Annotated in this window: 12 protein-coding genes; 5 read left to right on the forward strand and 7 right to left on the reverse strand. The window is 67.5% G+C overall.

Annotated elements, in window-relative coordinates:
- Nucleotides 1–11 precede the first annotated feature (11 nt).
- The 4 genes from metG to QZ613_RS01060 all read left to right on the forward strand — a co-directional run bounded on the left by metG (nt 12) and on the right by QZ613_RS01060 (nt 3,533).
- Nucleotides 12–2,117, forward strand: a complete 2,106-nt coding sequence (gene metG / locus QZ613_RS01045; protein ID WP_043565311.1) for a methionine--tRNA ligase — start codon at nt 12–14, stop codon at nt 2,115–2,117.
- 6 nt (nt 2,118–2,123) lie between these two features.
- Nucleotides 2,124–2,381, forward strand: a complete 258-nt coding sequence (locus tag QZ613_RS01050) for a hypothetical protein (RefSeq protein WP_043565310.1) — start codon at nt 2,124–2,126, stop codon at nt 2,379–2,381.
- 115 nt (nt 2,382–2,496) lie between these two features.
- Nucleotides 2,497–3,234, forward strand: coding sequence for an AzlC family ABC transporter permease (locus QZ613_RS01055; protein WP_043565309.1), 738 nt, complete (start codon nt 2,497–2,499; stop codon nt 3,232–3,234).
- Complete coding sequence (locus QZ613_RS01060; RefSeq protein ID WP_043565308.1) at nt 3,231–3,533, forward strand: AzlD domain-containing protein; 303 nt, start codon at nt 3,231–3,233, stop codon at nt 3,531–3,533. Before QZ613_RS01055 ends, QZ613_RS01060 begins: the two co-directional genes overlap by 4 nt.
- Nucleotides 3,534–3,554: 21 nt before the next feature.
- Here QZ613_RS01060 and QZ613_RS01065 read toward each other — a convergent pair whose 3' ends face one another.
- Both QZ613_RS01065 and QZ613_RS01070 read right to left on the reverse strand, forming a co-directional pair.
- The gene (locus QZ613_RS01065) at nt 3,555–4,139 is read right to left on the reverse strand and encodes an FMN-binding negative transcriptional regulator (protein ID WP_043565307.1); all 585 of its coding nucleotides are present in this window, start codon (nt 4,137–4,139) and stop codon (nt 3,555–3,557) included.
- A 49-nt stretch (nt 4,140–4,188) separates the two neighbouring features.
- Nucleotides 4,189–4,662 carry an MEKHLA domain-containing protein gene (locus QZ613_RS01070; protein ID WP_043565306.1) on the reverse strand — a complete coding sequence of 158 codons (474 nt, stop codon included), beginning with the start codon at nt 4,660–4,662 and terminating at the stop codon, nt 4,189–4,191.
- Between the two features lie 276 nt (nt 4,663–4,938).
- Here QZ613_RS01070 and QZ613_RS01075 point away from each other — a divergent pair, with 276 nt between their 5' ends.
- Entirely contained in the window at nt 4,939–5,757 is an 819-nt protein-coding gene (locus QZ613_RS01075; protein WP_043565305.1) for a PEP-CTERM sorting domain-containing protein, read from the forward strand.
- Between the two features lie 10 nt (nt 5,758–5,767).
- Here the strand turns inward: QZ613_RS01075 and QZ613_RS01080 are convergent, their stop codons facing one another.
- From QZ613_RS01080 to QZ613_RS01100, 5 genes are read right to left on the reverse strand one after another with little or no spacing between them, the layout of a single operon-like run.
- A complete protein-coding gene (locus tag QZ613_RS01080) occupies nt 5,768–7,267 on the reverse strand; it encodes an NADH-quinone oxidoreductase subunit M (protein WP_043565303.1) in 1,500 nt (499 codons plus the stop codon).
- Nucleotides 7,260–8,768 carry an NADH-quinone oxidoreductase subunit M gene (locus QZ613_RS01085; RefSeq protein WP_043565302.1) on the reverse strand — a complete coding sequence of 503 codons (1,509 nt, stop codon included), beginning with the start codon at nt 8,766–8,768 and terminating at the stop codon, nt 7,260–7,262. The genes QZ613_RS01080 and QZ613_RS01085 overlap by 8 nt, the downstream gene beginning before the upstream one ends.
- Complete coding sequence (locus tag QZ613_RS01090) at nt 8,765–10,309, reverse strand: proton-conducting transporter membrane subunit (RefSeq protein WP_043565301.1); 1,545 nt, start codon at nt 10,307–10,309, stop codon at nt 8,765–8,767. Before QZ613_RS01090 ends, QZ613_RS01085 begins: the two co-directional genes overlap by 4 nt.
- Nucleotides 10,306–13,581 carry a DUF2309 domain-containing protein gene (locus QZ613_RS01095; protein WP_043565300.1) on the reverse strand — a complete coding sequence of 1,092 codons (3,276 nt, stop codon included), beginning with the start codon at nt 13,579–13,581 and terminating at the stop codon, nt 10,306–10,308. The genes QZ613_RS01090 and QZ613_RS01095 overlap by 4 nt, the downstream gene beginning before the upstream one ends.
- Before the next feature lie 7 nt (nt 13,582–13,588).
- Entirely contained in the window at nt 13,589–15,061 is a 1,473-nt protein-coding gene (locus QZ613_RS01100; protein WP_043565299.1) for an NADH-quinone oxidoreductase subunit M, read from the reverse strand.
- Nucleotides 15,062–15,127 lie beyond the last annotated feature (66 nt).

The following is a 15,127-nucleotide window of genomic DNA, read 5'->3' on the forward strand; positions in this document are numbered from 1 at the left end:
CCACCCGCCCAATGACCCGCCAGATCCTCGTTACCTCCGCCCTGCCGTATGCCAATGGCGCCATTCACCTCGGTCATCTGGTCGAGTACATCCAGACCGACATCTGGGTGCGCTTCCAGAAGATGCGCGGCCATGAGTGCTGGTATGTCTGTGCCGACGACACGCATGGCACGCCGATCATGTTGCGCGCCGAGGCCGAGGGGATCACGCCGGAGGCGCTGATCGAACGCGTCCATGGCGAACACACGCGCGACTTCGCGGGCTTTCACGTCGGTTTCGACAACTACTACACGACGCACTCGGAAGAGACCCGCTCCTGCGCCAACGAACTTTATGCACGGCTGCGCGCCGCCGACCTGATCGAAACGCGGGTCATCGAGCAGTATTACGACCCGCTCAAGCAGATGTTCCTGCCCGATCGCTACATCAAGGGCGAATGCCCGAAGTGCGGCACGCCAGACCAGTATGGCGACAACTGCGAGAACTGCGGCGCCGCGTACACGGCGAACGAGCTGAAGAACCCCTATTCGGCCGTCTCCGGCGCCAAGCCCGAACTGAGACAGTCGGAGCACTATTTCTTCAAGCTCTCCGATCGCCGCTGCCAGGGCTTTCTGCGCCGCTGGACGCAGGGCGAGGGGCGGCTGCAGAACGAGGCGGCCAACAAGCTGCAGGAGTGGCTGGGCGACGTCGGCGAGAACAAGCTCACCGACTGGGACATCTCGCGCGAAGCGCCGTACTTCGGCTTCGAGATCCCCGACGCGCCGGGCAAGTATTTCTACGTCTGGCTCGACGCGCCGATCGGCTACATGGGTGCGTTCAAGAATCTCTGCGCTCGCCAGGGCCTCGACTTCGACGCCTACTGGGGGCCGGAATCGACCGCCGAGCTCTATCACTTCATCGGCAAGGACATCCTCTACTTCCATGCCCTGTTCTGGCCGGCCGAGCTGCAGCACGCCGGTTACCGGACGCCGACCAAGGTCTTCGCGCACGGTTTCCTGACCGTCGATGGGGCCAAGATGTCGAAGTCGCGCGGCACCTTCATCACCGCCGAGAGCTACCTGGCGCAGGGTCTCGACCCCGAGTGGCTGCGCTACTACTACGCCGCCAAGCTGTCGAGCTCGATGGAGGATATCGACCTCAACCTCGACGACTTCATCGCCCGCGTCAATGCCGACCTGGTCGGCAAGTTCGTCAACATCGCCAGCCGTGCCGCGGGCTTCATCGTCAAGCGCTTCGCCGGTCAGCTCTGCCCCTGCGACGAATCGCTGCCGGCGATCGAGGCCATTCGCGCCCGCCGCGGCGTGATCGCCGATCACTACGAGGCGCGCGAGTTCAGCAAGGCGATCCGCGAGATCATGGCCCTCACCGACGTCGCCAATCAGTACGTCGACAGTGTCAAGCCGTGGGAGCTGGCGCGCCAGGAAGGCCGCGAAAACGAGCTGCAGGCCGCATGCACCAACGCCCTGAACCTCTTTCGTCTGCTCGCCATTCTGCTCAAGCCGGTGCTGCCGGCGCTCGCTGTCAAGGTCGAGGCCTTTCTCAACGTCGCCCCCCTGGTCTGGGACGACGGCGACAGCGTGCTCGCCGCCGGCCACGCGATCAACGCCTACCGGCACCTGCTGACCCGGGTCGAGAAGAAACAGGTCGATGCGCTGGTCGAAGCCAACCGCGACTCGCTCATCGCCGCGCCGCCGCCGGCGCCGCAAAGGCACGCCGAGCAGCAGGAGAAGGCGGCTGCGCTGGCCGTCGCGCAAGCCGCCGTCGCTCCCGACGCAGGAGCGCACCTCAGTATCGACCAGTTCCTCAACGTCGACCTGCGTATTGCGCGCATCGTCGAGGCGACGCAGGTGGAAGGCGCCGACAAACTCGTTCGCCTCGTTCTCGACATCGGCCCGCTCGGTACGCGGCAGGTCTTCGCCGGCATCAAGGCCGCTTACCAGCCGGCGGATCTGGTCGGCCGAATGACGGTGATGGTTGCCAACCTGGCGCCACGCAAGATGAAGTTCGGCCTCTCCGAAGGCATGGTCCTTGCGGCGTCCGACGCCGATGGCCAGACCCCCGGCATCTTCCTGCTTTCGCCCGATGCGGGTGCGCAAGCCGGCATGCGCGTCAAGTAGGCGGCGATGTTCAGCCGCAAACGCCCCCCCGTCACGCTGCGCGTCGTCCTTTTTGCGTTGCTCGACGCCGCCGGCATCGTCGTCTTCTCGAGCGGCGCGATGTGGCTGGCCAGAGGCCAGACGCTGTTCATCCCCAACTTCCCGACCAGCACCCCGGCGGCGCTGATCACCGTCGTCGCCGGCGTCGCGCTGATGCTCTGGGCGACGGGTCAGATGCTGAACGAGTTCGCGCGCGCCGCGGCCGGCAGAGAAGGCAAGCCCTGACGCGACGCTTCTGGCGCACGCGCCTGCCGGCTGCCCAAGTGGCACGAGGCAGTGGCACGACGCGGCGGCACCGCCACCCGCCTGCACGCGCGGTCCCGACTTTACGGAGCAGCAAATGAGTTCGCCTTCGCGCAGCGCCGATTTTCGTCGCGGCGTCTTCGACATCCTTCCGGTTCTCGCCGCGGCAGTTCCGATCGGCCTGTTGTGGGGAACGCTCGCCGCCGGCAAAGGCTTCACGCCCTTCGAGGCCTGGCTGACCAGTGCCACGGTTTTCGCCGGTGCCGCACAGTTCGTCGCCGTCGATATGTGGCGCGATCCGGTGCCGCTCCTGCTGATCGTGGTCACCACTTTCATCGTCAATGTCCGCCATTTGCTGATGGGCGCCTCGCTGCAGCGGCACCTCGGCGCTTTTTCCGGCCCTGGCGGGCTGCTGGCGATGTTCCTGATGACCGACGAAAGCTGGGCGTTCGCCGAGCGCAAGGTGCTCGCCGAGCCCCTGCGGCCGGCCTACTACTTCGGCGTTGCGCTGCCGATGTGGCTGGTGTGGAGCTCCGCCTCGCTGGCCGGCGCCATCGCCGGGCGTTCGCTCGGTGACCCGGCGGTCTATGGATTCGATTTTGCCTTCTCGGCCATGTTCATCGCCATTCTCGCCGGCTTCTGGAGAGGCCCGCGCACCGGCGCCGTCCTGGCGATGAGCGCGCTTGCCGCAGCCCTTGCCAAGCTCGTCATTCCGGGCGCCTGGTACATCGTCATCGGTGGCAGCGCAGGCGTCCTGGTCGCCGCGCTGCTGCACGGCGAGGACGATGGGCAGGATCCGGGCGAAAAACCCGCCGCATACGCGGACGCGGCATGAGCGACGATCTGCTCACCGTCGCGACCATCGTCGCCATGGCTGCTGCCACCTACCTCACGCGCATCGGCGGCCTCTACCTGATGCGCGGCGTGAGTGTCAAAGGCCGGCTCAAGGCGGCTCTCGACGCGCTGCCACCGGCAGTCCTGATGGCCGTCATCGCGCCGACCGTGCTCGCTACCGGTCCGGCCGAAACCATTGCCGCGCTGATTACCGTCGGCGCTGCCTTTCTCCGCCTGCCGATGATTGCGGTCGTGGCCATCGGTGTCGCCGCCGTGGTCGCGCTCCGAGCGCTTTTCTGATCGCCCGCCGGTCGTCTGCGCTTACGCTTCGTTGCGCCGCATTGCCGCCGCCAGATCGGTCGAGCCAAGCTTCTCGAGCGCGTCGATCACCTGCAGCCGGTCTTCTTCGGAGCGGTTCTGGCTCAGCTTGTACTTGCCCTGGATTTCGCTCACCGTCACTTCGACGCCGACGATGGCGTCAAGCATCGACGCCTTGTAGTCGGGCCGCCACGGTTTGGCGAAGGCTGACTCGTATCGCGCGGTCAGCGCATCGACGAGCGATTTGAGTTTTTCGCGGTCGGTGAACACGCGGCATCGACCGTAGATGTGCACCGCCTGGTAGTTCCAGGTCGGAACGCCCGGCGACCGATACCACGACGGCGAGACATAGTCGTGCGGCCCCTGCAGGCTGATCAGCACCTGTTGACCGCCTATTTCCCCGTGCTGCGGGTTCTGCCTTGCCAGGTGCCCGATGCAGCTTGTCCTGTCCGCGCTGAGGAGAAAGGGCATGTGCGTGGAAAACGGTCGCCCCGCGACAGAGGAAATCAGCTGCCCAAAAGCGTTCGCTTCGATGAATGCGAACATCTCGTCCCGGTCGCTGACTGCGAAGTGCCTTGGTATGTACATGGGTCTTCCCGGTCTGAAAGTTGCCTCGAACGGCCGCCCCAAGGAGCGGCTACAGATACGACCACTTGTCGAAAAGCGCGGCCTGCCCATGGTAGCCACCACGCCCATCGACGAGGTTCCAGACGACCGCGTCCTCGATCAGGAACCTCCTTCCCGACGACGAAATGCGCACCCCGGAATAATCGTCGATGTAACCGTGACTGCTCACTCGCGCCAGCAGCCGCGCACGCTCGTCGCGGTTCACGGGCTCGGCGGACAGGCGCGACGGCAGGGCGGTGAACTGCTCCCAGGTCATTTCGAAGAGGTCAAGAGCGGTCTGGTTCGCATAGTTGAACACCGGATCCTCCTCGACGCCGTGGGAAACCAGCGCAAACGAAGCGCCGAAAAGAGCCCTTGCCGGCGACGCCGTCGGCGCCAGGCCGGGAATCCGCTTGCCGGTGAGACGCTCGTAGCTGCCCAGCAGCAGGTCGGCGTGCGCGCGACAGGCGTCTTCGGAGAACAGGAAACCGTGGCCTTCCGTCATTCTGCGTACGCCTTGCTCAACAAAGGGGATACACCATACCACCCTGCGCTCAGGCGCGCAGCGCCTTCGGCCTTGCCGGGTGGTCAGCAGTGCCAACGCGCTGCCTGACTGTCGACGAACTTTACACTCGCCGGTGGGTGCGGCCATTGGTCCCTGCCAAGGCATTGATTTGTTGAGAACGGGACGCATTAGCACGAATATTGCTTCCCTCTGCGAGCCGTCGTCGGCGCGCGCAGTCCCGTTGGTTCAATGACCCCTATCAGCAGGAGAGAAGCCATGAGAATATCAAGAATAGTGTTGGGCGCGGCGCTGGCGTGCGCCGCAGCGGGCGTGCACGCCGTACCCGTCGTTTTGTCGGCGGCAGGACCCAACGCGGCGGCGATCCAGGCCACGGTGGACGCTTTTCGTGCCTCGCTCGGCGCACTGAATCCCAATGTCGTCGGCTCCTTCGGTAGCGGGCGGCGCGAAATCAACTGGGATGGCGTGCCCAACGCCTTTTCCGCGCCGAACAACCTGCCGGGCAACTTCTTCAACGCCAACAGCCCGCGCGGGGTCGAGCTGTCGACGCCGGGCACAGGCTTGCAGGTCAGCGCAAACGCCGGCGTGGCGCCGGTCGAGTTTGGCAACATCGACGCGAACTACCCGGATATCTTTGCACCCTTCAGCGCACAAAGGCTATTCACCGCGCTCGGCAGCAACATCACCGACGTCCGTTTCTTCACCCCCGGCTCGGCGAACGCCTCGCTGACCAACGGCTTCGGCGTGGTTTTCTCGGATGTCGATCTGGCCGGCACCACCGCCATCGAGTTCTTCGACGCCACCGACCAGTCGCTCGGGAATTTCTTCGTTCCCCAGGCGCTGGGCAACGAGACATTCTCTTTCCTCGGCGTTCGCTTCAGCGAGGGCAGCGTCATTTCGCGAGCGCGCATCACCAGCGGCAACCAGGTGCTCGCGCCGGGCAACACGCTAACCGATCTGGTGGTGATGGACGACTTCATCTACGGCGAACCGATTCCCGAGCCGTCGACGCTCTTGCTGCTGATGCTGGCGATGGCGGCGGCGCTTGATGTCCGCGGCCGGCGTTCGCTGAGCTAAGGTCTCGCGGCTACAGTCCGGCGAGCGCCGCCACCCAGGCTTCGGCGGTCGGCCGCAGCAGTTCCAGAATCGGCATCGGATAGACGCCGACGGCCAGAATCAGCAGCGCGGGCATCAGCAGAACGGCTTTCTCCCGCGCCAGCAGGTCTTCCCCGGCTGCAATATCCACGTTGCGCAGCGGCCCGAGGAAGGCGCGCCGGAACGGCGCCAGGAAAGCTGCGGCTGCGAGCACCGTTCCGAACAGCGCCGCCAGGCCGGCGCCGGTATGGCTGTGCAGGGCGGCGACGATGATCAGCAGTTCGCCGGGGAAGCCGCTGGTTCCCGGCAGACCGATTCCGGCCAGGCCGAAGAGCAGGAAGAAGCCGGAGAGCAGCGGCATGCTGCGCATCACGCCGCCCAGCTGCGCGATGTCGGTCGAGCCGCTGCGGCGTTGCAGGAAGGCCAGGACCAGAAAGCCGCCGCCGGCGGCGACGCTGAAATTGAGCAATTGCAGGAGCGCGCCCTGCAGCGCCGACGCCGAAAAAGTCGCCAGCGCGAGGACCACCAGTCCGACGTGCGACAGGCTCGCATAGGCCAGTACGCCACGCAGATTGCTCTGCGCCATGGCCGCCACGCCGCCGTAGAGGATGGCCAACGTTCCACACCCGGCGAGCAGCCAGTGCAGATCGCGCGCGGCGATCGGCGCCAATGGAATGGCCAGGCGGATCAGGCCGTAGGCGCCGAGCTTCAGGCCGACGATCAGCGCCGTCACCGCTGCCGGCGCGCCCATGGCCAGCGCCGGCAGCCAGGTGTGCAGCGGCACCAGCGGCACCTTGGCGGCAAAGCCGACGAAGAGGAGCAGGAAGACTGCGTACTGCGCGGCAACGGGCAGGGGCGTTGCCAGCAGCGTCGGCAGATCGAACATCAGGGCGCCGGCGATCGCGGCATGGCCGAAGCTCAGCGCCAGCAGGCCGAAGAGCAGCGGCACGCCGCTGGCCAGCATGACCAGGAAATAGCGCACGGCGGCGGCCTGCCGGCCGCTGCCAACGCCCCACAGGCTGGTCAGGAAGTACAGCGGCAAGAGCGTGAACTCCCAGCAGAAGAAGAACAGGATCGTGTCCAGCGCGCAGAAGACGCCGAGCGTCGCCGCCTCGAGCAGGAGCAGAAAGGCGAAGTACAGGCCGGGGGAAAGCGCTGCATCCGCGGCCCGAATGCGCCAGCCGGCGAGCACCGCGCCGCAGAAAAGCAGCGCCGTCGCGGGCAGGAAAAAGAGCGAAATTCCATCGACGCCGACCAGGTAGCCGACGTTCAGCCCGACGATCCAGTTCGCCGAATCGACCAGCTGGAAGTCGCTCGTCTGGCCATCGAAAGCCGCGACGACGAGCAGCGACGCGAGCAGCGTCAGCAGCGCAGCAGACAGCGCGATCCACTGTGCCCACGGCGCACGCCGGAGCAGCGCCGTCGCCAGCGCGCCGCCGAGCGGCAGCGCCAGCAGCGCGCTCAGGAGGGGAAAGGAAGCCAGCTCAGTCATGGGTGAAATAGGCGGCGAGCGCCTGCGTCGCGGAATCGGTCAGTTGCAGCCAGGGCTCGGGATAGAAGCCGGCGACCAGCAGAACGAGCAGCGCGGTGCCGCCGACCGCGTACTCCATGAAGCGGGGGCGCGCGATTCTGCTCGCCGGCAGATCCTTCGGCCGCGCTGCCAGAAACGCCCGCTGGAATGCCCAGAGCAGGAAGCCGGCGGCGGCGACGTTGCCCAGTGCCGTGGCGATCGTCGGCAGCGCGCCGAAGGTCTCGATCGACGCTTCCAGGACCAGGTGCACGGCGTCGAAGCCCGGCGTCCCCGGCATGCCGAGCAGCGCCAGGCCGCCGATCAGGAAGGCAATGGCGATGAAGGGAACGCGGTCGAAGAGGCCGCCGAGACTATCGAGCCGGGTGGTCCCGGCACGGCGGTAGACGTAGCCGATCATCAACAGCATGACGGTGATCGCCAGCCCGAAGTTGACCGCCAGCAGCAGCGCGCCCTGCACACCGGCCGGGTGCAGGGTGAATAGGCCGATGACGATCAGGCTGGTGTGGCTGACGACGGCGAAGGCCATCAGCCGGCGTAGATTCGCCTGCCGGAAAGCGAGCACCGCGGCGTAGAAGACGCCGACCATGGCGAAGGCGACGACGTACGGTTGCCAGACGAGCACCGCCTCGGCGGTCAGGGGCAGCAGAAAGCGGGCCATGCCGTAGATGCCGACTTTGACGCCGAGCAGGAGCACCGGGCCGACGGCGATCAGTCCGTAGCCGGCCGAATTGGGCAACCAGCCGTGCAGAGGAAAGAGCGGCGTGCGGATGGCCAGGCCGTAGAAGAGCAGATAGAAGGCCGCCGACTGGTACTTGCCGATCTGGGGTGTCGCCAGCAGGTCGAAGAGATCGAAGCTCCAGCGTCCGCCGACCAGAGTGTTGGCATCGGCATGGCTCCAGACAAGGACGACGGCGCCGGCGACGAACAGGCACCAGCCGAAGAACTGATACTGCAGGAAGCGCGACAGCGCCAGCTTCTCCTCGCTTGCCGACGCCCAGCGCCAGAGCAGGTAGCCGATCAGCCCCAGCTGCAGCGCCGAGGCGGCGGCAAACCAGAGCAGGTTCATCGTCGTCAGCATGGTCATCAGCGAGGCCTCGATGAGCAGCAGGACGCCGAGCAGATGCACCGGCGTGACCTGCTGGCGTGCCATGCCGTAGAAGGCGAGCAGGACGCCGAGCAGCGCGGTAAGCAGGACGAAGAGCACGCTGATGCCGTCGGCGGCGGCATGGTAGGCGAGCAGGTCGAGTCTTTCGGCGAACTGCATGACGCTGTCCGAGACCTCGATGCGCGCGTAGAGCTCGAGCGCCACGACCAGCTCGGCGACCGCAAACAGGCGGCCGATGGCCACCGCCAGGCGAGCCTTGCGCAGGATCAGCAGGAACAGGGCGCCGAGCAGCGGCAGCAGTTGCAGCGTCGCCAGCAGGGGGTAGCCGGCCAGCGCCGCCCAGTGCACTTCGTTCATAGAATCACCACCAGAGTCGCCATCACCATCAGCATCAGGTAGCGCGGCTGTTCGAGCAGCAACTCGATGGCGTCGGCGTAGCGACCGATACGGCGCAGCGGTTTCATCATCGCATCGTCGCCGCTGAGCAGCAGTCGGTTCTCGATGCGCTGCAGCCATGCGGCAAAGGCGAACAGGGCGCGACCGGCGAAACCGTGGCCGCGAATCAGCGCGTCCGTGGCCGCGACGCCTGCGGCGACGTCGTGGTCGCCGCGCGGCGTGCCCAGCAGCGGGTCGATGACCTGCTCGTCGAGCGCGCGCACGTCCCGGCCCAGCGCCAGCGTCGGCCGTGTCAGCAGGGTGCTCGCCAGCGGCTCGATCCAGAAGCGCTGCAGCGCCGCCGTGTACAGCCAGCGTTGCCGGGCCAGCCAGCGCGGCACCGGGCGTGCGGGGCGCCGGACCAGATGCATGTAGGTCGGTGCGAGCAGGAACTGGTAGGCCCGCCAGGTGGCGTGCAGACCCGAGTAGACAGCGGCCAGCGCGAACAGGCCGAGGCCGCAGAGCATGAACATCAGACCGACCTGGGTCACCGTCGAGAAGATCAACGCCGACTTGACGTCACTCTGCACCAGCGCACAGAGGCCTCCGTACAAGGCTGTGGCCACCCCGACGACGACCAGCAGCGCCATCATGTCGGGCACCTGCAGCAGCAATCCCTGCAGGCGACAGAGCAGGAAGACGCCGGCGTGCACCATCAGCGAGCCATAGAACACCGCCGACGACGGCGTGGGCCCTTCGAGGGCGCGCGCGATCCACGGTGTGAACGGCAGCTGTGCCGACTTGACCAGCGCCGCGAGCACGAAACCGGACGCCAGCAGACGCGCACTGAGCGCGCTCAGCGTGCCGTCGCCGGCCAGCCCGGCCCACTCGACGCTACCCACCGACCACACGGCGAGGCCGATACCGAGCAGGAAACCGCCATCGCCGACGCGGTTGGCGACGAAGACGAAGACCGCGTTGCCGGTCGCCACCGGTCGCTCCCAGGCGTAGGCGATGAGCAGCCAAGAGCTGATTCCCGCCAGCTCCCAGCCGACGAAGGCGAGCACCGCGTTGCCGGAAAGGACGATCAGCAGCATGCCGGCGAGAAACAGGCACATGCCGAGGAAGAAGCGCTGGAAGCCGTTCTCGCGGTGCAGATAGGTCGCCGAGAAACGCAGCGCGATGCAGGCGATCAGCGTCACCAGCGTCGCTGCCGGCAGGCTGTAAGCGTCGAGCGCTAACGACAGTCCGACCGGCGTCAGGCCGATGGCCAGCCATTCGCCGGCGCGCAGGGTTTCCGGCACGCCGTTGACCAGCGCCGCGAGGTCGAAGAGCAGGAGCAGAAACAGCGCGCCGAGCGCGGCTGCGCTGGCCAGACCGGCGGTGAACGGTTCTTGCCGGTCGCCGTGCTCGCGGCAGAAGAGCATGCGCATGGCGATCGCCGCCGCAGCCAGTAGCGGCAACAGCGGCACCAGCCAGACCAGAGGTGTCGCTTCGCCGAGCTGGGTTGCGAGCGCGTTCATGCCGCCTCCAGTGGCTGCCGCAGCAGGGCGGGCGGCAGTGCTTCACGGCGGCCGGCGAAGCAGTCGAGCGAGCGCTCGACTTCGGCGATTCGCGGGGCCGCTTCATCGCCTCCGTCAGCCTGCCATGCCTGCCAACCGCTGGCCGGATCGAACAGGTGAATCGCTCCCGTCTGCGGGTGCTTGGCGGCCAGAACGACCCAGCCGTTGCCGATCAGCTCCTGCAGCGGCGCCTGCCGCTGGTAGATCGCGGTGAGCAGTTCGGTGCTTTGCTCGACGACGACCAGCAGCCGCATCGGTTCGTGGATTTCGATCATCTGCAACGGTAGGCCGGTACGCAGGTCCGAAGCGGTGCCCTGCATGACGGCAAACAGGCCGGCCAGGTTGTGCATCACCTTGCTGCCGCAGCCGAAGCCTTCGTTGTCCACCGTCGAGAAGTAGTACTCGAGATTGATGCCGGCGCCGACCGGGCCGGCGGCGAGCAGTGTCGCTTCGAGGATGCGGCCGTCTACGTCGGGTAGCGGATCGTAGGAGATGAGGAAGACGCGGCGGTCGAAAAAGGCGCGGCGGCTCATCGTCCGGCGCCCGATGAACGCCGTGGCGACGGTCGCATGCCCGAGTTCCGGTCGCGCCTGCGCGATATCCTGGCAGCGGTCGGCGAGATGTCGCCGCGCCTGAGCGGGCGACGGCGCGCGCGGCGCCGAGGCAAAGCGGCGGCAGCGTTCGACGGCGTGCAGGCTGGTCGCTTGCGCGCAATCGCGGCGCATGGCCGCGAAAGCGTCCTGGTGGCTGGCCGGCAGACGTTCGAGGTCGTACCAGAGGTAGCTCTCGTCGCAGGTATTGTGCTCGGCTCCGACGAAGTGGGTTGTTTCCGGGATGTGCAGGCCCTGTTCGGCGAGGCGGGTGCGAATCGCCGGGCGGTTGGCCAGCGCGGCAAAGACGCGCGCATTCGGCCCCCCGTGTCGGCCGGAGCACGCGCCGCAGTCGTAGGCCGCCAGATGCGAGTTGTTGCGACTGTCGGATCCGTGGCCGACGATCAGCACCAGTGGCGCGAAATGCTGGGTCAGACCGATGCTGCGCAGGAAGCCGCCGACGCGCGCGACCTGTTCTTCCTCGCTGAAGCCGAGACGAGGTTCCTCGGCGTTGGCGGCGCGAGTGGCCTCGCTGGCTTCGGCCGTCAGGTGCAGCGTACCCGCCAGGGGCTGGTCGAAGGCGTCGCGGCGGCGGGCGAGAAACGCGCCGAAGCGCCCCGGCGCGAGTGTTCTGGCGAGCAGGGCGAGCAAGGCCACAGGGCCGGCGGCGGCGGTCAGCAGCGCCGCTTGCAGCCAGCCACGCCGGCTGCCCTGATGCAGGCGCTCGCGCCAGGCGAGGCGCAGGCGGCGACGCCGCTGGTGCTTTTCCAGTGCGCCTTCGCCGCCGTTCGGCACTTCTTCGCGGATGGCGTTCGTCGGCCGCACGACGATCGGGCACAAGGCCGTCGGCGCCTCGTCGTCGAGGCCCTGCCAGAGCATCGGCACGCCAAAGAAGCCGGCGGCGCCGAAGGTTTCGAAAGCCGGATTGACTTCTTCCAGGTGGCGGCGCGAACCTTCCTCGCGGTCGTCCATGCAGAAGACGAACTGCGCTTCCGCCCTGCCGGCGAGCGCCGCTGCGCGGCCGTGATTGGCGGCCAGCGCGGCGAGAACCTGTTGCCGATAGTGGCGTTCGTAGGCCAGCAGCCAGACCTCGCCGCGCTGGTCGCGGCTCAGGGAAGCGGCGCAGTCGAGCAAGGCCTGCGCGCCTGCTGCAGCGATCTCGCGCAGTTGTCGCCCGCCCAGGCCGAGGCCCTGGGCGAGGACGAAAAGCGGCCAGGCGGCCAGTGCCGTCCGCTCGTCGTGTGAAGGCGCGGCGTCTAGCGCTGCAGCCGCGGCGGACCCGCCAGGCCTGGCAAGGAGCGTGGACAATTCCTGCCAGTCGCCGAGCGTGCTGGCCGACGGCGACGCCAGACAGGGGGCCACCGCTTCTAGCAGGTCTTCGCTCAGCTCCTGCCGGCCGAAAGCATGGCGCACCGACAGCTCGTCGGGATGGGCGACGAAGTAGCGGCCCAGTTCGGCGACACTGAGCGGCAGGCTCCAGATCCTGCCCATCAACTGCTCGGCGTACAGGCGTTCAAGAACCAGGCGAACGGCGACGAAATCAGCCAGCGAGACCGGCGCTTCGCCGGCGCGCGGGTGTGCTTCGCGCCAGCAGCACATGCCGGCCCAGCCCGGCAGTTCGAGCACCAGGCGCCGCAGGTAGGCGGCCCAGTTGGCTGCATCGACACCGAGGCGCACGAGTTCGCCAATGATGACCGACAGCGGGTCGTCGGGCAGCTGCGCGATGTCCTGCCGTGCGCCGACGAACTCGTCGAGCTCCCAGGTCCAGTCGCTGGCGGCGCTCAGCCGCCACGCGGCAAGGAAGCCCTGCGCGAGCGCGGCGTTCCGCCACCCGGCAAGGCCCTGGTCGAGGTGCGCACCGAGATGGCGAATCAGGCTGGCCTGCAGGACTGCGCGCGCATCTTCGCCGCTCAGGTGGGCGAGCAGGGCGAGCAGCGTCCAGCGCTCGCCCAGGCCTGCAATCAGTTCCTGCCAGAGCGACGCGGCGGCTTCGGGCGACGGACTCTCGTTCTTCGCGCCGGGCCACTTCGGCCATTCGTCCGTCGCCTCGCTGGCGACCGGCGGAGAAGCCGCCGACGATGCCTGCAGGGCACGTGCCGCGGCCCAGAGATCGGCCACCGCCGCCGCTTCGTCGAAGACTTCAACGCTGGCGGCGGCGAGCAGGGCCTGCCGCGCAGCCGGGTCGAGATCGATCTGCCAGCGCGCGAACGCGGCCTTTTCCTCCACCTGCCAGCGTATCTGCGCTGCCGACAGCCTGCCCGGCGCATGCCGTAGCGCCGCCTGCAGGACCTCGCCGCAGCGCAGCTCGCGCGCGCCGATGGCGAGAAGAATTTCATCGGCGCGCGCTGCCGGCAGTTGGCGCAGGGCGGCGTCGAGGTCGCTCGCGGTCACCCGTCCCTGTCGGTAGAGCTGGCGGCAGCGCTCCTCGTCGAGCCAGGTGTTGCCGCCGGTCAGGCGTGAAGCTGCGCTGAATGCTTCGGCGAAGGGCAGATGCTGAAAGGCGTGCAGGGTGTTGTGATGGACGAAGTCGCGCAGCGGGGCCTGCGCCGGCAACAGGTGTTCGAGATGTGCCAGGCAGGTCCTGATGCGCGTCAGCGGGTCAATCGTCGTCACCTGGGGATCGGCGGCCGTAGTCGTAGTCATCACGCGGTCAGCCTGCGAACTGCTGCGCCAGTCGGGCGACCGACGAGGACATCAGGCCGAGCAGCGGTGCCGGGTAGAAGCCGATGATGACGATGGCCGCGCTCAGTACGCCGGCGGTCGCCGTTTCGCTGCGGTTGAGGTCGGCAAAGGTTGCGACGCCCGGCGCAGCCCCGGCGAAGGGCCGTTCCGGACCGGTCGACAGGCGGCGAATGGCGCGCAGGGCGTAGGCGGCCGAGATCAGCACGCCGATCGACAGAATTGCCAGCCAGCCGCCCCAGCGGCCGTAGGCGCCGATCAGCACCTGCAGCTCGGCGATGAAGCCGGCGCTCCCCGGCAGGCCGACCGACGCCAGCAGGGTGAGGACGATGAACGCCGCGAAGCGTGGTGCCGTCCGGTTGAGCGAACCGTAGGCGGCGAGGTCGCGCCGGTGCGTGCGCTCGTAGAGCAGGCCGATGAGCATGAACAGCAGCCCCGCCGCCAGCCCGTGCGCAACCATCTGCGTCATCGCGCCGTTCAGCCCGGCCTCGTTGAGCGCGGCGATGCCGAGCAGCACGACGCCCATGTGCGAGATCGACGAGTAGGCGATCATTGCCTTGAGATCGGTCTGCCGCCAGGCGAGGACCGCGCCGTAGATCAGGCTGACGAGCGCCAGCAGGGCCAGCCAGTCCTGCAGCGCGAGCACCGCTCCCGGTAGCGTCCAGGCAGCGCGGATCAACCCGTAGGCGCCCATCTTGAGCAGGATCCCGGAGAGCAGGACCGAGATCGGGCTCGGTGCCTCGACGTGCGCCAGCGGTAGCCAGCCGTGCAGCGGAACGATCGGCATCTTGACGCCGAACCCGAGCAAGAGCCCGAGGAAGACGAGAATTTGCGTTTTCTGCGGCAGTTGCGCGCTGCCGGCGGCCATGTCGTCCATCGCGAAGCTGTGCCCGGGGGCGACGTCGTAGAGCAGCAGCAGCGCAATCAGCATGAACACCGAGCCGCCGAGGGTATACAGGACGAAGTTGAGCGCCGCCCGGTGGCGGTTGGCGCCGCCCAGGCGGTCGATGAGGAAGAACAGGGGAATCAGCGTCAGTTCCCAGAAGACGTAGAACAGCGACCAGTCGCGCGCGGCAAAAACGACCAGCATCGACGTCTCGAGGCCCAGGATCAGCGAGAAGTAAAGCTTTGCGCCGTTGCGCACGGCGGTGGATGTGACAATCGCGACGAAGCACAAGATCGTTGCCAGCAGCAGCATCGGCAGCGAAATCCCGTCGACGCCGAGCGCCAGGCTCGACCCGACGCGCGGGTTCCACGGGCGCGTCTCGAAGAACTGAATAGCGGCGCTGGCGGGGTCGAAATCGAGCAGCAGGACGCCGGCGCAGACCATCGTCGCCGCGGCGACGATGCTCGCCACATGGCGCAGCAGGTCGACCTTGCGACTCGGCAGCAGCAGTAGCAGACCGGCCCCGAGAAGCGGCAGCAGCAACAGCGCTTTCAGCATCGACACGCAGCGGCGCCGTGTGACGCGGCCGCTCCCCCCGGAATCGTTCTCCCCATGGGGCACGAT

This window comes from Candidatus Accumulibacter sp. ACC005 (genome assembly GCF_907163215.1).
Classification (GTDB): domain Bacteria; phylum Pseudomonadota; class Gammaproteobacteria; order Burkholderiales; family Rhodocyclaceae; genus Accumulibacter; species Accumulibacter regalis.